Origin of the sequence: Haloferax gibbonsii, from assembly GCF_001190965.1 — an archaeon.
GTDB classification, from domain to species: Archaea; Halobacteriota; Halobacteria; order Halobacteriales; family Haloferacaceae; genus Haloferax; species Haloferax gibbonsii.
Window position 1 is genome coordinate 953,854 of sequence record NZ_CP011947.1, and the last position, 18,982, is coordinate 972,835.

20 protein-coding genes are annotated in these 18,982 nt (G+C 68.7%); 11 read left to right on the top strand and 9 right to left on the bottom strand.

Features of this window, described 5'->3' with window-relative positions:
• Positions 1-48: 48 nt before the first annotated feature.
• Complete coding sequence (locus ABY42_RS05025; protein ID WP_050458857.1) at positions 49-1,200, bottom strand: J domain-containing protein; 1,152 nt, start codon at positions 1,198-1,200, stop codon at positions 49-51.
• A gap of 167 nt (positions 1,201-1,367) precedes the next feature.
• On the opposite strand from ABY42_RS05025, the gene ABY42_RS05030 reads away from it, so the two are divergent.
• Both ABY42_RS05030 and ABY42_RS05035 read left to right on the top strand, forming a co-directional pair.
• Positions 1,368-2,360 (top strand): MBL fold metallo-hydrolase, encoded by a 993-nt coding sequence (locus tag ABY42_RS05030; RefSeq protein ID WP_004977571.1) that lies wholly within the window; start codon positions 1,368-1,370, stop codon positions 2,358-2,360.
• Between the two features lie 26 nt (positions 2,361-2,386).
• Complete coding sequence (locus tag ABY42_RS05035; RefSeq protein ID WP_004043899.1) at positions 2,387-2,677, top strand: DNA-directed RNA polymerase subunit L; 291 nt, start codon at positions 2,387-2,389, stop codon at positions 2,675-2,677.
• A gap of 51 nt (positions 2,678-2,728) precedes the next feature.
• Here ABY42_RS05035 and ABY42_RS05040 read toward each other — a convergent pair whose 3' ends face one another.
• Together ABY42_RS05040 and hisF are read right to left on the bottom strand one after the other, a co-directional pair.
• Positions 2,729-3,289 (bottom strand): DUF1684 domain-containing protein, encoded by a 561-nt coding sequence (locus tag ABY42_RS05040; RefSeq protein WP_050458858.1) that lies wholly within the window; start codon positions 3,287-3,289, stop codon positions 2,729-2,731.
• A 178-nt stretch (positions 3,290-3,467) separates the two neighbouring features.
• The gene (hisF, locus tag ABY42_RS05045) at positions 3,468-4,280 is read right to left on the bottom strand and encodes an imidazole glycerol phosphate synthase subunit HisF (protein WP_008092627.1); all 813 of its coding nucleotides are present in this window, start codon (positions 4,278-4,280) and stop codon (positions 3,468-3,470) included.
• Positions 4,281-4,469: 189 nt separating this feature from the next.
• Here hisF and ABY42_RS19740 point away from each other — a divergent pair, with 189 nt between their 5' ends.
• From ABY42_RS19740 to ABY42_RS05050, 3 genes are all read left to right on the top strand, one after another.
• A complete protein-coding gene (locus tag ABY42_RS19740; protein WP_197092914.1) occupies positions 4,470-4,625 on the top strand; it encodes a hypothetical protein in 156 nt (51 codons plus the stop codon).
• Between the two features lie 136 nt (positions 4,626-4,761).
• Complete coding sequence (locus ABY42_RS19745; RefSeq protein WP_162832764.1) at positions 4,762-4,935, top strand: DUF7550 family protein; 174 nt, start codon at positions 4,762-4,764, stop codon at positions 4,933-4,935.
• Positions 4,936-5,020: 85 nt separating this feature from the next.
• The gene (locus tag ABY42_RS05050; protein ID WP_050458859.1) at positions 5,021-5,992 is read left to right on the top strand and encodes a quinone oxidoreductase family protein; all 972 of its coding nucleotides are present in this window, start codon (positions 5,021-5,023) and stop codon (positions 5,990-5,992) included.
• A 47-nt stretch (positions 5,993-6,039) separates the two neighbouring features.
• Here the strand turns inward: ABY42_RS05050 and purL are convergent, their stop codons facing one another.
• Complete coding sequence (gene purL / locus ABY42_RS05055) at positions 6,040-8,148, bottom strand: phosphoribosylformylglycinamidine synthase subunit PurL (protein ID WP_050458860.1); 2,109 nt, start codon at positions 8,146-8,148, stop codon at positions 6,040-6,042.
• Positions 8,149-8,244: 96 nt separating this feature from the next.
• Entirely contained in the window at positions 8,245-8,679 is a 435-nt protein-coding gene (locus ABY42_RS05060) for a CBS domain-containing protein (protein WP_050458861.1), read from the bottom strand.
• A 269-nt stretch (positions 8,680-8,948) separates the two neighbouring features.
• On the opposite strand from ABY42_RS05060, the gene ABY42_RS05065 reads away from it, so the two are divergent.
• Both ABY42_RS05065 and ABY42_RS05070 read left to right on the top strand, forming a co-directional pair.
• On the top strand, positions 8,949-9,632 hold the full coding sequence (locus ABY42_RS05065) for a PHP domain-containing protein (RefSeq protein ID WP_050458862.1): 684 nt from the start codon (positions 8,949-8,951) through the stop codon (positions 9,630-9,632).
• The gene (locus ABY42_RS05070; protein ID WP_004977562.1) at positions 9,632-10,723 is read left to right on the top strand and encodes an asparagine synthase-related protein; all 1,092 of its coding nucleotides are present in this window, start codon (positions 9,632-9,634) and stop codon (positions 10,721-10,723) included. The genes ABY42_RS05065 and ABY42_RS05070 overlap by 1 nt, the downstream gene beginning before the upstream one ends.
• A gap of 34 nt (positions 10,724-10,757) precedes the next feature.
• Here ABY42_RS05070 and ABY42_RS05075 read toward each other — a convergent pair whose 3' ends face one another.
• Positions 10,758-11,237 carry an NUDIX hydrolase gene (locus ABY42_RS05075; protein ID WP_004977561.1) on the bottom strand — a complete coding sequence of 160 codons (480 nt, stop codon included), beginning with the start codon at positions 11,235-11,237 and terminating at the stop codon, positions 10,758-10,760.
• A gap of 111 nt (positions 11,238-11,348) precedes the next feature.
• Positions 11,349-12,305: a transcription initiation factor IIB gene (locus ABY42_RS05080; protein WP_004977560.1), complete on the bottom strand. Its 957-nt coding sequence runs from the start codon at positions 12,303-12,305 to the stop codon at positions 11,349-11,351.
• A gap of 262 nt (positions 12,306-12,567) precedes the next feature.
• Here ABY42_RS05080 and gatC point away from each other — a divergent pair, with 262 nt between their 5' ends.
• Together gatC and gatA are read left to right on the top strand one after the other, a co-directional pair.
• Positions 12,568-12,846, top strand: coding sequence for an Asp-tRNA(Asn)/Glu-tRNA(Gln) amidotransferase subunit GatC (gene gatC, locus ABY42_RS05085; protein WP_050458863.1), 279 nt, complete (start codon positions 12,568-12,570; stop codon positions 12,844-12,846).
• On the top strand, positions 12,847-14,118 hold the full coding sequence (gene gatA / locus ABY42_RS05090; protein WP_004977558.1) for an Asp-tRNA(Asn)/Glu-tRNA(Gln) amidotransferase subunit GatA: 1,272 nt from the start codon (positions 12,847-12,849) through the stop codon (positions 14,116-14,118).
• Positions 14,119-14,196: 78 nt separating this feature from the next.
• Here gatA and ABY42_RS05095 read toward each other — a convergent pair whose 3' ends face one another.
• Entirely contained in the window at positions 14,197-14,859 is a 663-nt protein-coding gene (locus tag ABY42_RS05095; protein ID WP_050458864.1) for a potassium channel family protein, read from the bottom strand.
• Positions 14,860-14,948: 89 nt separating this feature from the next.
• Positions 14,949-16,334, bottom strand: a complete 1,386-nt coding sequence (locus ABY42_RS05100) for an APC family permease (RefSeq protein ID WP_004977556.1) — start codon at positions 16,332-16,334, stop codon at positions 14,949-14,951.
• Positions 16,335-16,608: 274 nt separating this feature from the next.
• Here ABY42_RS05100 and ABY42_RS05105 point away from each other — a divergent pair, with 274 nt between their 5' ends.
• Both ABY42_RS05105 and ABY42_RS05110 read left to right on the top strand, forming a co-directional pair.
• Positions 16,609-17,289: a potassium channel family protein gene (locus ABY42_RS05105; protein ID WP_050458865.1), complete on the top strand. Its 681-nt coding sequence runs from the start codon at positions 16,609-16,611 to the stop codon at positions 17,287-17,289.
• Complete coding sequence (locus ABY42_RS05110) at positions 17,289-18,950, top strand: TrkH family potassium uptake protein (RefSeq protein ID WP_050458866.1); 1,662 nt, start codon at positions 17,289-17,291, stop codon at positions 18,948-18,950. Before ABY42_RS05105 ends, ABY42_RS05110 begins: the two co-directional genes overlap by 1 nt.
• Positions 18,951-18,982 lie beyond the last annotated feature (32 nt).

Sequence of the window (18,982 nt, forward strand, 5' to 3'; positions counted from 1 at the left end):
CGCGAACGACAAAAATCGTGGGCGACGGCGACGCCGCGGTTCGAGACGTTACCGCGAGGCGAAGAGATACCGACCCGCGTCGACGACGAATCCGCCGGCTCCGAGGAGCGGACAGACGACGAACCCGAGGAGGTCGACCGCGACGGGTCGCCCGACGCCGACCGCGCCGGCCGCCACGAGCGCCAGCGGCACGGTCGCCGCGAGCGCGTAGAACCACGTGGTCCACGCGTGGCCGAACCGAGCGATGACAGCGGCGAGCGAGACGGCGAGCAGCGCCGCCGCGACCGGGAAGACGAGCACCGTCGGCGTCGACGTCGAGGCCGCGGCTTGCAGGGCCGCGAGGCTCGGCAGCGACAGCGGCGACGACGCGAGGAGTCCAGCGGCGGGCGCGGCGGTGTCGAGCGACGCGAGCGCGGTCACGAATCCCGCGCCGTCGCCCGCGAGGTGCCACGCGAAGCCGCCGAGGTACGCGAGGAGCGCGAGGAGCGAGACGCCCCACCCGTACCAAAGCGGGTTCGTCGACCCGGATGCGGTCGCGGCCGCCGACTCGGACCCGCCGCGCTCGCGTTCGAACCGGCCGGTCGTCCCCGTCCGACCGGACTGCGAGTTTTGGGCGCGGGTGCGCGACGACCCGCCCGCGGTGGTCGACTGTGTGGAGCCCGTGGACCGCGACGAGGACGACGAGGAAGCCGACCCCGAGGTGCGCGAGCGACTCGTCCGATTCGACCGCGACGAACTCGCGGTCGAGGACGAAGACGACGCGCGTCCGGAACTCGACCGTCGGGAGGACGACGACCGGGACGACGAAGAAGTGGACCGCGACGAGGACGACGAGGACGAAGACGATGTTGTGGACGAAGACGACCGCCCCGACGACCGACTCGAAGTCGACCGGTCGCCGGCGTTCGACCCGCCGGAACCGCCGTCCTCTCCGGCTTTCCCGGGGTATTTGAACTTCGTCAGACCGTCGAGGCGCTTCTCGACGTACGTCCCGTGACCCATCCGGTCGTAGTCGGCGCGCTCGGCGTCGTCGGTGAGGACTTCGTAGGCCTTCCGGACGACGGTGAACTGCGCGGTCGCTCGCTCGTCGTCGTTGACGTCGGGGTGGTACTCCCGAGCGCGCTGACGAAAGGCCTGCTTTATCTCCGCCGTCTCGGCGTCGCGTTCGACCCCGAGGAGTTCGTAGAAGTCCACCGGCATTCGACGTGCGATTCGATGCAACGCCGGCTTTTGAATGTACCGGGCGTTCGGTCGGCGAGCCGGGCCGTCAACGGACCGGCCGACGGCGACCGCCCGACAAACCGCGGGACGCTGGGGTCGCCAAGACCATTCGGAATAATCATGAAGCTCGACGGCCAGGTGGCCGCATGGAACGGATACGGCTGGGTAACACCGTCTTCGAGGGCTTGAACAACGCCTACCTCCTCCCCGGCGACCGGCCGACGCTGGTCGACGCCGGCGTCGCGACCGACTCGGTTCGCCGAGACCTCCGCGAGGGACTCGACGCGGCCGGCTACGGGGTCGCCGACCTCGAAGCAATCGTCCTCACCCACTGGCACGCCGACCACGCCGGTCTCGCGGGCGAACTGCAGGCCGAAAGCGGCGCGCCGGTGTACGTCCACGCCGACGACGCGGGCATCGTCGCGGGCGACCCAGACGCCATCGCGGCCGAGCGCGAGATTCGCGAGCGCCGCTTCGGGGAGTGGCGTATTCCCGAGGAACCGCTCGCCGAAGTGACCGCGTTCCTCGACGGCCACGACGACCTCCGAGGCGACCGGGTCGACGTGACGCCCGTCGAGGACGGCGACCGCATCGCCGCCGGCGACGGCGACCTCGAAGTCGTCCACCTCCCCGGCCACGCCGCGGGGCTGAGCGCCTTCGCCTTCGACGGCGAGCGCGGCCGCGAGGCGTTCGTCGGCGACGCGATTCTCCCGAAGTACACCCCGAACGTCGGCGGCGCGGACCTCCGGGTCGACCGCCCGCTCGAAACCTACCTCGACAGCCTCGCGCGCCTCGTCGACCTCGACTTCGCGCGGGCGTGGCCCGGCCACCGCGACCCCATCGACGACCCCGCCGGCCGGGCGCGCGTCATCGCCGAGCACCACCGCGAACGCACCGAGCGCGTCGTCTCGGTCCTCGACGAACACGGCCCGGCCGACGCGTGGACCGTGAGTGCGCGCCTGTTCGGCGACCTCTCGGCCATCCACATCCTCCACGGCCCCGGCGAGGCGTTCGCCCACTTGGACCACCTCGTCGCCGAGGGCGTCGTCGCGGCCCCGGACGGCGACGGGCGGTACGAACTCCTCGACGCGGACCCGGACTTCGACGAACTGGTCGCGGTCCCCGAGACGAAACGTTAAAACGCCGCTGGAGGGAACGGAGAGCCATGGAACTGCGGGTCATCGACAAGACCGACGAGGAACTCCGCATCGAAATCGGCGGCGAGGACCACACCTTCATGAACGTCCTGAAGGGCGAACTCCTCCAGACCGACACCGTCACGGCCGCGACCTACGACGTGAACCCCGAGCAGTCCGGCGGACAGACGGACCCTGTCCTCTCTATCAAGACGGAGTCCGGCGTCGACCCCCTCGACGCGCTCGCGGAGGCCGCCCGCGGCGTCCAGCGCACCGCCGACGACTTCACCGACGCCTACCGCGCCGGTATCGACGCGTAATCTGCGGGTTCTCTCTCGTTTCGCTCCGACCGTGAGCGGCGCGTTTCTCGGTTACTCGTCTCCGCCGCCCGGTCCCTCGTAGTCCTTCTCGCCGGCTTCGATACGGACTTCGAGCCAGTTCTCCATCGGGACGAGCGGACACTCGTAGCGCGGCGAGTAGGCGCAAAACGGGTTGTACGCGTCGTTGAAGTCGACGACCCACCGACCGTCGTCGGTCCGGTCCGCGGCTTCGAGGTCGAGGTAGCGGCCGGCCCCGTAGGTCTCCTCGGTGTTCGTCTCGTCGCGGAAGGGAACCCACAGGCGGTCCTCGTCGGCGTCGGCGCGATAGGCGTCGAGGGAGTATGCCTCTCCGTCGACCTCGAACTCGAAGCGCCCCCACGCGAGGTACTCGCGCTCGCCGTCGGTCGAGGTGCCGATAGTGATGCGCTCGGGGTCGTCGTACGCCCGGAGTTCGAGTTCGAACCGGAGGTCGGGGTCGGGGTCGAAGTAGTCGAGGCCGTCGAAAAACTCCCGCTGGTCCGGCGGAATCGGCGAGTTTCGGTCCGCGGCGAGATAGCGGTCCTTCTCTTCGCGGTGCGTTCGGAGGGCGTCGAGCCACGCGTCGTCGGTCATCTCGGGTCGAGATACGGCGCGCGAGCGGGTTAAGATTAGTTCCGACTGTGCGGGGGGCGCACGACCGGCGGGCAGGGTCGGTGGCGGGCAGGGCCAGTGGCGGGCGCGGAAAGAGGGACGAAGAAGGACGAAGAGGAGCGAAGAGAGACGAAGAGTGTCGGAGAAGGGACGCGGACGCTTACAGTCGCACCGGCACGTCGCGCTCGTCGAGGTACTCCTTGACGTCCCGAATGGTGTACTCGTCGAAGTGGAAGATGGAGGCGGCGAGACCGGCGTCCGCGCCGGCCTCGGTGAACACCTCGTACATGTCTTCGGGGCCGCCACAGCCGGAGGAGGCGATGACGGGCGTCGAGACGCTGTCGCAGACGGCCTTCGTCAGCGGGATGTCGTAGCCGTCTTTCGTCCCATCGGCGTCGATGGAGTTGATGAACAGCTCGCCCGCGCCGCGCGATTCGGCCTCGCGGGCCCACTCGACCACGTCGACGCCGGTTCCCTCGCGGCCGCCTTTGACCGTACACTCGAACCAGCAGGACTCGCCGTCGACCTCGACGTAGTGCTCGCCGTCCTCGTCGTAGCGTCGCCGGGCGTCCACCGAGATGACGATGCACTGGCTGCCGAAGGAGCGCGCGCCCTCCTCGATGAGGTCGGGGTTCTGGAGCGCCGCGGTGTTGATAGAGACCTTGTCCGCGCCGGCGCGGAGCGTCTCTTTGATGTCGTCGCGGGTGCGGATACCGCCGCCGACGGTCAGCGGGATGAACACCTCGTCTGCGACCTTCGAGACGGTGTCGAGCATCGTCTCGCGCCCCTCTGCGGAGGCGGTGATGTCGAGGAAGACGAACTCGTCCGCGCCCGCCTCGTTGTACAGTTTGGCCATCTCGACCGGGTCGCCCGTGTACTTCAGGTCCTCGAAGTTGACGCCGGTGTAGACGGCCGGGTTCCCGTCCTCGTCGAGGTCGACGTCGATACAGGGGATGATGCGCTTCGTGAGCATTCGCTACCGAATCGTTGGCGAAAGAGCCGTTTCACCGTTTCGACTACGGCAGGTGGTGGGCGGAATTCCGACCACCTCGCCGAGTCGCTCGGTGTCCGCGAGACTGAGCCGGTTCCCTCGCCGTTCCCCGCGGTAGAGCCACCTTGATGACCCGTCCGTGAGAACCACGACGCGATTCCAGTCCGAACGATGGTGGATTCAGCCGAGCTACTCAGCCTGCTGGTGGTCGTCGAGTTCGTGGTGATGGCCGCGATAGTGGCGCTTCTGGTCCCGCTCGACGCCGCGACTCCGTTCCTCCCGCTCGCGCTCGCGTTTGTGGTCGTGCTGTATCTGTCCCGGACCTGACCGTGCTGTTCCGGTCCTGCCCCGTCCGGCGAGGCGTTCTCCCGCGACTGGCTGCCGACTCGTCGGCCGCGCCGGTCGCGCCGTCCGCGGACGACGGTTAGGTGCGTTTTTGTACCGCGAACCCGTCGCCCCGCGTATGAGCGACGACCACGACCACGGCGACCACGGACACGACGACCACCACGCGGACGAGGACGCCCGCGTCACCTCCCCGATGCAGGACTTCTCGATGAGTCAGGTCACGACCGGTATCCTCGTTCTCGTCGTCGGCCTCGTCGTCGTGTTCGGCCTCCCGCTGGCGCTGGCGTAAGCGCGCTCGGGACCCCCGGAACCGGCAATTTGTACGAACTTCCGCGTTCTCTCCGCTTTTACGACCCCCGGCGCTACGACCCGGCGTGAAATCTATCGTCGTCACCGAGTACGGAAGCTCCGACAGCCTCGAACTGCGCGAGACCGAGACGCCCGAGCCGGGGCCGGGCGAGGTCCGCATCGCCGTCGAGGCCGCCGGCATCAACTTCGCCGACATCATGCAGCGGCGCGGGACCTACCGAGACGCCCCGGAGCCGCCGTACACGCCGGGGATGGAGGCCGCGGGGACCATCGACGCGGTCGGCGACGGCGTCGACCGCGAGGTCGGCGAGCGCGTCGTCGCCATGACCGGCGGCGGGGCGTACGCCGAGTACGTCACCACGCCGGCCCCGACGCTGTTCGACGTGCCCGAGTCGATGTCGTTCGCCGAGGCCGCCGGCTTCCCGGTCCAGTTCCTCACCGCGTACAACTGCCTCCACGAGTGGGGCGACCTCGACGACGACGAGCGCGTGCTGATTCAGGCGGCCGCCGGCGGCGTCGGCACCGCGGCGGTCCAACTCGCCGCCCACGCCGGCGTCGAGACGTTCGGCACGGCCAGCACCGAGGAGAAACTCGACCTCGCGGCCGACCTCGGACTCGACCACGGCATCCAGTACACCGAGGAGGACTTCCGCGAGGTCGTCGCCGACGAGACCGACGGCGCGGGCGTCGACCTCGTCCTCGACGGCGTCGGCGGCGAGACGTTCCGGCGCAGTCTGGACGCCCTCGCCGACTTCGGCCGACTCGTCACCTACGGCGCGGCGTCCGGCGACGCGGCCGAGGCGGACCCGACGCGCCTGCTGTTCGAGAACAAGTCGGTCATCGGCTTCCACCTCGGAAGCGCCATGCAGCAGCGTCCCGAATCCATCCTCGGCGCGGTGCCGGAACTGTCCGAACTGCTCGCCGCGGGCGAACTCGACGTGGTCGTCGGCGAGACGTTCGCCCTCGAGGACGCCGCGGCGGCCCACGAGTACATCGAAGCCAGAAAGAGCAGCGGAAAAGTCGTCCTCGAACCGTAGCGAAAGCGGCGTGACGCGGCACCGCGTTTTTTCAGTTTAGTTTCGGTTCAGTCGAGTTCGCGAGCCAGCACGTCGCGCAGATCGGCGATATCGGCCGCGTCGTAGGCGGCCTCGTCGCCGTCGACCGCGACCGAGAGCGTCGCGTCGTCGGTCGTCGTCCCGAGGTCGACGACGGGCACGTCGCCCGCGAGGTCGCGGAGCGCGGCCTCGTCGGTCGTCTCGACGACGACGCGACCGGGCGTCTCCTCGAACAGCGAGACGTAGTCGGCGACGGACACGTCCGCGCCGACCTCCTCGGTGACCATCTCGGCCAGCGCGACCGCGAGGCCGCCGTGGCTCACGTCGTGGACCGCGACGGTCGCCTCGTCCGCGGCGACGGCCTGAATCGTCTCGACCGCCGTCGCGGCGTCGGCGTCCTCGGGGAGCGCCGGGAAGGCGTCGGAGCCGCCGGCGTGTTCGAGGACCGCCGAGCCGCCGAGCGCCCCGCCGGAGTGGCCGACGAGGAACAGGTCGCCCTCGCCCGAAAGCGAGAGGCCGGGCGAGGAGCCGTCCGCCTTGCCGACCATCGCCAGCGTCGGCGTCGGCGGAATCGGGCCGGAGACGGAGTCGTTGTACAGCGAGACGTTGCCGCCGACGACCGGGACCGAAAGCGCCCGGCACATGTCGGCGAGGCCGTCGACGATGCCCTTGAAGCCGCCGTACACGTCGGGCTTCTCGGGGTTGCCGCCGTTGAGGCAGTCGACCGTCGCGAGGGGCGACGCGCCCTTCGCGGCGAGGTTGGTCGCGTTCTCGAAGGCGACGGCGCGCGCGCCGTCGTAGGGCGCGGCGGTCGTCCAGTTGGGGTCCGCGCCGCCGGTGAACGCGAGTTTCGTGTCGGCCTCGGGCACGTCGAGGAGCGCCGCGTCGTCGCCGGGGCGGCGGGCCGTCCGCAGGCCGACCTCGTGGTCGTACTGGCGGTAGACCCAGCGCTTCGACGCCGTGTTGGGGTCGGCGACGACCGCCTCGAACGCCGCTTCGAGGTCGAACACGGGCAGGTCGCGCGTCGCCGACTCGGGTTCGACCGAGTCGAGGTCGTTCATCGGCGCGCCCTCCGCGAGGAACTCCGGCGGCACGTCGACGACGGGTTCGCCGTCGAAGGTACAGACGTAGTTGCCCTCGGCGACCTCGCCGATGACGGCGCTCCCGAGGTCGAAGCGGGCGGCGAGTTCCTGCACGCGCTCGACGTTCTCGGGGGTCACCTCGTAGCACATGCGCTCTTGGGACTCCGAGAGGAGAATCTCGAAGGCGTTCATGTTCGGCTCGCGCTGGTGGACCTTCTCGAGGTCGATTTCCGCGCCGAAACCGCCCTTGGCGACGAGTTCGGAGGACGCGCCGCCGAGACCGGCGGCCCCGAGGTCGCGGGCGGACTCGACGAGGTCCTCGTCGATGAGCGCCTCGTTGCACTCGATGAGCAGTTTCTCCGTGTAGGGGTCGCCGACCTGCACCGCGGGCCGGTCTTCGGTCTCGGCGTCCTCCGCGAGGTCCTCGCTGGCGAAGGACGCGCCGCCGAGGCCGTCGCGGCCGGTCGAACTGCCGACGAGAACGAGTTTGTTACCCGCCTTCTGCGCTTCGGCCGTGACGAGGCGGTCGGCCGAGAGGAGGCCGACGCAGGCGACGTTGACGAGCGGGTTGCCCTCGTAGTTCTCGTGGAACGAGGTCGAACCGGTCACCGTCGGGACGCCGATGGCGTTGCCGTAGTCGGCGATGCCCTCGACGACGCCGTCGAGGAGGTACCGCGAGTGCTCGCGGTCGAAGTCGCCGAAGTAGAGGCAGTCGGCGAGCGCGATGGGGTACGCGCCCATCGAGAGGGTGTCGCGGACGATGCCGCCGACGCCCGTGGCCGCGCCGTCGTAGGGGTCGACGTAGGAGGGGTGGTTGTGGCTCTCGATACCGAGCGTGATGTAGGTGTCGTCGTCCAGAGCGACGACCGCGGCGTCGTCACCGGGACCGATGACGACCTGGTCGCCCTCCGAGTCGAACGCCGACAGAAGCGGGCGAGACGACCGGTAGGCGCAGTGTTCGCTCCAGAGGTTTTCGAAGAGTATCTCCTCGGCCGGCGTCGGGTCTCGACCGAGTTCGGCGACGACGAGGTCGCGGTCCGCGTCGGAAAGCGTCATTCACTGGTATGGTCAGAACGCACATTGTAAACCCTTTCTATGTGCACGAACGTGCGTAAAATGTGGTCGGAGTCGCCGTCGTCGCCCGCATCCGACTCACGCGGGCGTGTACGGCGGCGACTCGGCGCGGATTATCTCCGTCAGCTCGTGCATCTCGTCTTGGAGCAACACGAGCAGGTCGTCCATCGTGACGATACCCGTCAGCCTGCCGCCGTCGGTTATCGGCGCGCGCCGGACGCCGTGTTCCCGCATCTGCCGGAACAGGTCGAAGACGCCCACGTCGGCGTCGACGGTGAACGGTCGCTCGGTCATCGCGTCTTTCGCCGTCATCCCGCTCGCGTCGCCGCCGGCGGCGACGCACTTGAGCGCGATGTCGCGGTCCGTCACGATACCCCGGATGTCGTCGCCGTCCGCGACGACGACCGAACCGACCTTTCGGTCCTCCATCAGCTTCGCCAGCTCTCGAATCGGCGTGTCTTCCCTCGCTGTCACCAGTTCGTCTCTCGGTCGTGCGATGTCTCGTACGGTCATCTCTCTCACTCCGGTGGAACCACGCGGTGTGGGTACGCCACCGTTCGACACGTTCGTCGCCCGCGATATTATTTCTGTATTCTTACATCTCGACCAGTTTCGGCGGTATGTCGGCGCGCGCGGAGTGTCCGCGGACGCGGACGGTCTCTCGCATCGTCGTCATCAACGGCGGCGTGCTCCGATACCCCACCGGAAGCCGTGCGTGAGGTCGACACGCCAATCACACCGGGACCGGGGCGCTTTTTTAGCCTCCATCGTTAGGAGACGGTGTGTTATCGGTCGAGTTGCACTCGCATTCGTCTCTGTCCTACGACGGCCGGGACCCAATCGAGTACCTCCTCGAACAGGCGGTCGCGGTCGGCTTGGACGCCCTCGCCGTGACCGACCACGACGAGATAGATGCCAGCCTCGAAGCCGCGGAACTCGCGGCCGACTACGGACTGGTCGGCATCCCCGGGATGGAAGTCACCTGCGCCGCGGGCCACGTCCTCGCGCTCGGCGTCGAGGAACTGATTCCAGCGGGGCTGTCGTACGACGAGACGCTCGACCGCATCCACGACGCCGGCGGCATCGCCGTCGTCCCGCACCCCTTCCAGAAGTCGCGTCACGGCGTCGCCCCGCACATCTCCAGCGCGCAACTGGCCAGCGCCGACGCCATCGAGATCTACAACTCGCGGCTCCTCACCGGCATCGCCAACCAGCGCGCCGAGCGGTTCGCCAAGCGGCGGAACCTCCCGATGACGGCCGGGAGCGACGCTCACATCGCGGAGATGGTCGGACAGGCCGTCACCGAGGTCGGCACCGACATCCGAAGCGCGGACGCCATCCTCTCGGCCGTCGCCGAGGGGCGAACCAGCGTCGTCGGCAACAAGACCCCGTGGCGTATCTCGTTCCGGCAGGCCGCGGGCGGCGCGACCCGGCGCCTGAAACACGCCCTGACGGACCTCTTTTGATGCGCGGCGCGTCCCCCGACCTCGTCCGGCGCGCCCTCGGCGAGCGCGACCCGCTCCCCGGAACCGCGGGCTTCGCGGGCGAACTCGACGGCCGACTCGTCCGCGACGTGCTCGGTCGCCAGCCCCTCTTCTCCGAGCGCGACGACCCAGAGCGGTGGTCGTTCGACCACCGCGACCTCGACGACCCGGTCGCCGTCCCCGCCGGTCACGCCCGCGAGACGACCGGCGAGGCCGCCGGCGACGACGAACGCGTCTGGTCGCTCCCCGACCCGCCGGCAGCCACCGACCGCGACGCCGCGCTCGAACGCGTCCGCGAGGCCGTCTTCGACTCGGTTCAGTCGGTCGATGACGACGGCCTCGCCGTGGCCTTCTCCGGCGGCGTCGACTCCGCGGTCGTCGCGGCCGGCGTCCCCGACGCCCCCTGTTACGTCGCCGGCTTCGAGGGCTCCCACGACGTCGCCGCCGCCCGCGAGGCCGCCGCCGCGATGGACCGCGACCTCGCCGTGGTCGAACTCACCCACGAGGCGCTCGAACGCGCCGTCCCGGAAATCGTCGCCGCGCTCGGCCGGACGAACCCGATGGACGTGCAAATCGTCCTTCCCCTGTACCTGCTCGCCGAGCGGGTCGCCGAAGACGGCTACGACCGCCTCGCGGTCGGACAGGGCGCGGACGAACTGTTCGGCGGCTATGCGAAGGTCCAGAAGGCCCCCGACGACCCGCGCGTCGAGGCCGAAACCGTCCGCGGGGCGGCCCGCGAGCTGATTCTCACGCTCCCCGACCAGCTCGAACGCGACCTGCTCGTCCTCCGCGCCGCCGGGGTCGAACCCGTCGCGCCGCTGCTCCACGACCGCGTGGTCTCGGCGGCGCTCCCGCTTCCCGGCCAGTTGCTCGTCGACGGCGACCGGCGGAAGGTCGCGCTCAGGGAGGCCGCGAGCGGCGTGCTCCCCGAGTCGGTCGCGGAAGCGGACAAGAAGGCGGTCCAGTACGGGACCTACGCCTCGCGCGAACTCGACCGGCTCGCGCGGCAGGCGGGGTTCAAGCGGCGGATGGAGAACCACGTCCAGCGGTACGTCGAATCGTTGGTGGAGTAGGTCGGTCCCGGTCGGTCTCGTCGCTCCGTTCGACTCAGTTCTCCGTCTCGTCGCCGACGACCTCGATGGCCTCCAGCGCGAACTGCACCGTGTCGGGGTCGAGGTCGCTCTCGCGGAGGGCCGACTCGTCGTACCACGACCAGACCTCGGGGTCGGCCTCGCCCGCCGCGGGGTCGATGTCGCGGGAGTCCACGCGGGCGTAGAAGATGTGGTCGATGTGCTGGTGACCGACCGAGCCGTCGCCGTGGACGTTGATGTCGTAGAGCATCTGCTGGCGGGGCTGGGGGAGCGCCCGGCCGTCGGGCGCGGGGACGGACGGCGTGTCGTCGACGAGTTCGGGGTCGAGACCCGTCTCCTCACGGACCTCGCGGAGGCCGGCCTCGTGGGGGAGTTCGTCGCGGTCGACGTGGCCGCCCGGCGGGATGCGGATGCCGAGGCGCTCGTGTCGGTGAAGCGCCACCGCGCCGTCGTTGACGATGTACACGGTCGAGGTGAAATGTCGGGTCGTCTCCATGGCTGTGGCTCCGGAGCGAGCGGCATGGCTGTTGCGGAACGAGACGAAACGGAGCGGGACGAGACGAAACGGAGCGAGACGCGGCGGGGCGAACCGAACGAACCGGCCGGGTTAGGGCAGTTGGACCTGCTCTTCGGCTTCGAGGAGTTCGTGGTAGCGGTTGCGGATGGTGACCTCGGAGATGTTGGCGACCTCGGAGACCTCGTTCTGCGTCACCTTCTCGTTGGTGAGAAGCGAGGCCGCGTAGACGGCGGCGGCGGCGAGGCCGACGGGGGACTTGCCCGAGTGGACACCCTGTTCTTTGGCGTTCTTCAAGAGCTGTCGGGCGCGCCGCTCGGACTCGTCGGAGAGGCCGAGTTCGCTGGCGAACCGCGGGACGTACTGCTCGGGGTCGGCGGGCTTGATTTCGAGTTTTAGCTCGCGGACGACGTAGCGGTAGGTGCGGGCGATTTCGTCCTTCTCGACGCGCGAGACGCTCGTAATCTCGTCGAGCGACCGCGGGGTGTCGGCCATGCGGGCGGCGGCGTACAGCGCCGACGTGGCGACGCCCTCGATGGAGCGGCCGGGGAGCAGGTCGTCGTCGAGCGCGCGGCGATAGATGACCGAGGCGGTCTCGCGGACGTTATCCGGGAGGCCGAGCGCGGAGGCCATGCGGTCGATTTCGCCGAGCGCCTGCTTCAGGTTGCGCTCCTTGGAGTCGCGGGTGCGGAACCGCTCGTTCCACGTGCGAAGCCGCTGCATCTTCTCGCGCTGGCGGGACGACAGCGAGCGCCCGTAGGCGTCTTTGTTCTGCCAACCGATGTTGGTCGACAGCCCCTTGTCGTGCATCATGTTCGTCGTGGGCGCGCCGACGCGGGACTTCTGGTCTTTCTCCGAGGAGTTGAACGCGCGCCACTCGGGGCCGTGGTCTATCTCGTTTTCCTCCACGACGAGGCCGCAGTCCTCACAGACCGTCTCGCCGTGTTCGGAGTCGGCGACGAGACTCTCCGAGTCACACTCGGGACACGAGAGCGTCTGCTCCCGCTCGGCGTCGGTCTGCTCGGTATCTTTCGTATTCTCATTGCGCACGCGCGCGTTGCCGGTCGTGAAACGTCGGACACTTTCTGTCATTTGTGTGCGAGAGAAGCAACTGGGAACGGTCGTTCTCCGTCTATTCGTATTGACCCTCGTTACTTATATCTGACGGCGGCAGAAGGACGGAATGGGCCGTGTTCGCAGGGTCGGTTCCAGTCGTCTCGTCGGCGAGCTCGCCCGGGCGGTCCCACCCCGCGGACCGGAGGAAACGACCCACACCGAAACTCTTACTCCCGGTCTCCGTCACCTCCGATACATGAGCGATACGCCCGTCGACGCCGACGAGGTTCGACACGTCGCCGAGTTGGCGCGGGTCGACCTCGACGAGGACGAGGTCGAGGAGTTCGCGGCGCAGTTCGCGGACATCCTCGGCTACTTCGACGCCCTCGACGAGGTCCCCGAAGTCGACCGCGAGGACGAACTGGTGAACGTGATGCGCCCCGACGAGGTCCACGACGGCCTCACCCAAGAGGAGGCGCTCTCGAACGCCGCTGAGACCGAAGACGGCTTCTTCAAGGGCCCGCGGGTGTCGTAGATGTCGCTGAACGCCTTCATCACGAAAGAGACGCTCGACGGCTCCGACGACGGCCCGCTGGCCGGCAAGACGGTCGCCGTCAAGGACAACATCTCCACGGAGGGGCTGCGGACGACCTGCGGCTCCGCGATGCTCGAAGACTACGTCCCGCCGTACGACGCGACCGTCGTCGAACTCCTGAAGGACGCCGGCGCGACCATCGTCGGCAAGGCCAACATGGACGAGTTCGGCATGGGGACGACGACCGAGACCTCGGCGTTCGGCCCGACGAAGAACCCCGTCGACGAGTCCCGCGTCCCCGGCGGCTCCTCCGGCGGCTCCGCGGCCGCCGTCGCCGCCGGCGAGGCCGACCTCGCGCTCGGCACCGACACCGGCGGCTCTATCCGCTGTCCCGCGGCGTTCTGCGGCGTCGTCGGCATCAAGCCGACCTACGGCCTCGTCTCGCGGTACGGCCTCGTCGCCTACGCGAACTCCCTCGAACAGATCGGCCCCATCGCGCCGACCGTCGAGGACGCCGCCGCGCTCCTCGACGTCATCGCCGGCCCTGACGACCGAGACGGCACGACCCGCGACGCCGGTGCCGACTCGAACTACGCCGCGGCCGCCGACGGCGACGTCGAGGGGCTCACCATCGGCGTCCCGACCGAGTTCGTCGAGGGCGCGGACGAGGGCGTCGAAGCGGCGTTCTGGGCCGCGCTCGACGAACTCGAAGCGCAGGGCGCGGAGTACCGCGAGGTCAGCATGCCCTCCGTCGAGAAGGCCGTCGCCGCCTACTACGTCATCGCCATGTCCGAGGCGTCGTCGAACCTCGCCCGCTTCGACGGGGTCCGCTACGGCAAGTCCGGCGGTTACGACGGTAACTGGAACGAGGCGTTCGCCCGCGCCCGCGAGGACGGCTTCGGCTCCGAGGTCAAGCGCCGCATCCTCCTCGGCACGTACGCCCTCTCTGCCGGTTACCACGACAAGTACTACGCGAAGGCGCAGGACGCCCGCGCGTGGGTCAAACAGGACTTCGACGAGGCGTTCGAGGACGTGGACGTGGTCGCGTCGCCGACGATGCCGGTCCCGCCGTTCGAACTCGGCGAGAGCCTCGATGACCCGCTGCAGATGTACCTCGCCGACGCGAACACCGTGCCGGTGAACCTCGCGAACCTCCCCGCCATCTCGGTGCCGGCGGGCGAGACCGACGGCCTCCCGGTCGGTCTCCAACTCATCGGGCCGAAGTTCGGCGAGGAGACCATCGTCCGCGCCGCGTCCGCGGTCGAGAACTAACACGAGAACGGCTTTTCACGGCACCGAGCGCCGACCGAGTCGCTCGGTTCCGCGTCGTCGGTCGTCGTCGCGGGTGGACTATCCCCGAAACAGATTCATCACTTCGTCGGCCACGTCCGACTCGACGCCGAGCACGTAGCGGTGACCGGCTTCGAGGACGGTGTCGGGGCCGCCGATTCGGTTCCCCTGATAGTCGACGATGATGAGACTCCCCTGTGGGAGCCGAACCTCGTCGAGTCGCTTGCCGGCGACGGGCGCGTCTTCGGCGACTTCGACCTCCACGATTTCGACGTTGCCACCGATGTCTTCGATAGTTCGAACGCCGCCGTTCGCGATTTCGTTGGTCGCCGCCCGCGCACCGAGTCGCTCTGGGAAGACGAGTCCGTCCACGAACTCCCCGTAGAGTTCGTCCGGCGTCCCGGTGATTCGCATGACGGTCCGAACGTCCGACATCCGCTGCGCGGCCAGGCAGACGGCGAAGTTGGTCGACTCGTCGTCGGTGAGTGCGGCCACCACGTCGCTCCGCTCGGGTTGGGCCTGTCTGAGTATCTCCGGGCGGGAGGCGTCCCCCTCGATGACGGTGGCGATGTACTTGTCGGCGACGTCCGGGATTCGGTCCGGGTCCGCCTCGACGATGACCACGTCGTGGCCCCGGTCGGAGAGGAGTTCGGCCGTCCGCAGGCCCAACTCTCCACCGCCGGCGACGACGACGCGTAAATCGTGTGTTACTGGGTCGGGCATGTGTGTGAATTGGTGTCGGCGTGTAGTAGTCGTCTCGGTGCGGTGTTTCGTCGGCGGGTAGTCTTCGGACGCTCGGGTCGATTCGTCGGTCAGTCGTCGGCTCCCTCCGCCGGTTCAATCGGCTCCGGGTCCTGAATCTCGGGCGGTCCCGCCGGGCCGACGTCGTCGCGCCTCGACAAGAGGAGGTAGACGCCGCCGCCGACGACGAGCCAACCGATGGCCAGCACCCAGGTGAACCAGTCGATAAAGAGGCCCAAAAGCACGTTACAGACGATGCCGAGGACCGGAGTGACGGGGTACAGCGGCACTTCGAAAGGTCGCTGTAGGTTCGGCTGTCGCCGCCGAAGCCGAATCAACGCGTAGTTGACGATGATGAACCCCAGAAGCGAGAACAGGCTCGCAAGGTTCCCGACGATGCGGATGGGAACGACGAGGACGGCGACGAGCATCACCACGGCCGACGCGAGAATGGCGACGAGCGGCGTCCCGTACCGGTGGTGGAACCGGCCGAGGCGGGCGGGTAACTGTCGCTCGCGGCCCATGGCGAACGCCACTCGGGACGACCCGATGACGACCGCGTTGAGCGCCGAGATGGTCGAAAAGACCGCCCCGAAGGCGATGAGCGCCGCGCCCGTTCCGACTATCGGGAACGTCGGCATGAAGCCCTCCGCCGCCTGCGCGATTGCCGTCTCGCCCGCGCCAGCGAGCCCGTCCGCGCCGAGCGTCCCGATGGCGACGAAGACGACGAACAGGTAGACGACCACGGTGACGGCGACCGAGAGGAGGATGGCCCGCGGGATGTTCACCTGCGGGTTCTCGACTTCCTCGGTGACGGTGGCGATGAGGTCGTACCCCTGAAACGCGATGAACGTCAGCCCCATCGCGGGGAGGACCGACAGCGCTCCCTCGGTGAAAAGCGGGTCGAACTCCCCCGCGTCCGCGGCCGTGAGACCGAACGCGACGAACACGCCGAGGATAGCGATTTTGAGTAGCGTGATGGCTGTCTCGCCCCGTCCCGAGGCTTCCGTCGAGAGGGCGTTGAGCGCCACGAGCGTCACGACGGCCCCGAGCGCGTACAGGACCGGCGGCCCCGGGAGGGCGTAGCCGTAGATGTGCCCGAACTCGACGAAGTTCGAGGCGAACCCGAGCGCGTACAGCGACCCCGCGATCATGTACGTGAACCACCGCGTCCACCCCATGACGAAGGCGACGGGTGCGGAAAACACCTCGCGGACGTACGCGTACCCGCCGCCGTTTCGCGGAATCGCGGCCGCGAGTTCGGCGTACGAAAGCGCCGTGAACGTCGTCACGCCACCGTTGAGAGCGAACGCGACGATGGCCGCCGGGCCGGAGATGTCGACTGCGAGCCCCGTCAACACGAAGATTCCCGCGCCGATCATCGCGCCGATTCCGACCATCGTCGCGTCGAGCAGACTGAGACTCACCGTCGGTTCGCGCCCGCCCGAGTGACTCACGGGCGGACCCTCGCTTGGTCGCGGGACCGACTGGCCGGGACCGTCATGTGTCCACATATACCACATCTGTTGATAAATATCCGGTCCACCACCCCGACCGAGACGCCGTAGACGCGCGGGCGGGCTGGACGAACACTCGGTTTACTCTCCAGTAGGGTGACCGAACACGCGGCGACGCCTCATTCGGTAGCTGTTTGCGCGGAAAGTCCCCGTTTGACCAACGAAACGACATGCCGACAGTTTTTCCACCACCCGATGCGCACGCCGGAACGTCATGTACATCATCGTCGTCGGTGCGGGCAACATCGGCACGCCGCTCATCGAAATCGCCACCGAGGGCGGCAACGAGGTCGTCGTCGTCGAGCGCGACGAGGCGAAGGCCGAGGCGGCCGCCGCGACGTTCGACTGCCTCGTCCTCAACGACGACGCGACGGTCAAACAGACGCTCGACGAGGCCGGCGCGGACCGCGCCGACGCCATCATCACGACGACGGACAAGGACGCGACCAACATCATGGTCTGCCTCCTGGCGAAGGAGCTCGACATCCCCGACATCGTCTCCGTCGTCCACAACCCCGAGCACATGAGCCTCTACCGCCAAATCGGCGTCAACACGATGGAGAACCCCCAGCGACTCATCGCGGAGTACCTCTATCGGGCGGTCAAGCGCCCGTCCATCGTCGACTACATGCGCATCGGCGAGCACGCCGAGGTGTTCGAAATCCGCGTCGACGAGGACGCGCCGATTGCGGGGATGACGATTCAGGAGGCTGCCCAGGAGAACCTCCTCGACGGCGACACTCTCATCGTCGCTATCGAGCGCGAGGGCGACGACGACCCCGTGACGCCCCGCGGGAACACGACCATCGGTTCGGGCGACCTCCTGACGGTCTACTCCGCGAAGGGCGCGACGCCCGACGTGACCGACGTGTTCGGCCACTACGAGGACCACTGATGCCCCGCCGCGGACGAACCGTCTCGGGATGGCCCGCCGACCTCGCGGTCATCGGCCGCGACGTGGGCTCGCTCCTCGCCATGGAGTCGGCGATGATGACCGCGTCGGTCCTCGTCGCGGTCGGCTTCGGCGAGTGGTACGCCGCCCTCGCGTTCCTCGTCGCCGGGGGCGCGACCGCGTTCGTCGGGCTGGGCGCGCGGAAGGCGTTCGAAGACGCCCCCGCGCCCCGCATGAAACACGGGATGATAATCGCCGCCGCGGGCTGGTTCGCCACCGCCGCCTTCGGGTCGCTTCCCTTCTTCCTCACGGCGCAGTTCGCCCCGCAGAGCGTGTTCACGGCGCTCGTTCCCGCCGGGGTCGACTACGCCCAGTCGAGCCTCGTCTACTTCCGCGACCCCTTACACGCCCTGTTCGAGAGCATGAGCGGGTGGACCGGCAGCGGACTCACGATGGGCATCCACGAACCGTCGCTCCCGCGGACGATTCAGTGGTGGCGCTCGCTCATCCAGTGGGTCGGCGGCGTGGGCGTCATCGTCCTCACCGTCTCCATCCTCTCGCGGCCCGGCAGCGGGAGCTACGCGCTCTACCGCGGCGAGGCCAGAGAGGAGAAGATTCACCCGAGCGTCGTCTCGACGGTCCGGACGGTGTGGAAGATTTTCGTCGGCTACACGCTCCTGTCGGTGGTCGTCCTCTTTTTCGCCATCCGCGCCAGCGACTACGGGGCCGCGCTCCCGCTGTGGGAGGCGGCGTGGCAGGCGCTCAACCACGCGATGACCGGCCTGTCGACCGGCGGGTTCGCCGTCACCGACGGCTCCATTGGGACGTACGACTCGCCGCTCATCGAGACGGTGTTGCTCCCCATCATGGCGCTGGGTGCAATCGCCTTCCCCGTCCACTACGCCGTCCTGAAGAACCGCGACGTCGACCGCCTCTGGGGCGACCTCCAGACGCGTTGGCTCCTCGTCCTCTTCGCCGTCGGCGCGGTCGCGCTGGCCGTCCAGAACCTCGTCAGTCTCCCCGCGACCGCGGGGTCGGCGTTCGTCGAGACCGCCGACTACTTCGGGCTCTCGGGCGTCGTCGGCGGGCCGGAGTCGGACGCCGTCCGCGACGCCGCGTTCCACTGGGTGAGCGCGCTCACCTGCACCGGCTTTCAGGCCGCGCCGCTCGGCGAGTGGTCAGACGGCGGGAAGATTCTGCTGTCGGGGGCGATGACCCTCGGCGGGGCCGCCGGGTCGACCGTCGGCGGCATCAAAATCATCCGCGGCTACACCATCGCCCGCGGCATCCGCTGGCAGTTCTCCCGCGTCTTCCTCCCCGAGAGCGCAATCGTCAACATCGAGATGAACGGCCGCCGGCTCTCGCGGACCGAGATGGACCGCGAGTTCTCCGAGGCGGCCATCGTCTCGATGCTCTGGCTGCTGTTGCTCGTCGGGTCGAGCGTCCTCCTCGTGAACCTCGCCGGGCCGGAGTTCACCTACGCCGACGCGCTGTTCGAAGTCGCGTCCGCGCAGGGGAACGTCGGCATCTCGACGGGCATCACCGGCCCGTGGATGAACCCGTGGGTCGAGACGATGTTCCTCTTCAACATGTGGGTCGGCCGCCTCGAAATCATCCCGGTGTTGGTGTTCGCCCGGTCGGTCATCTACGGGCTGAATCCCTGACGAAAAGCGGCACTGACTCCCGTTTTTCCGGC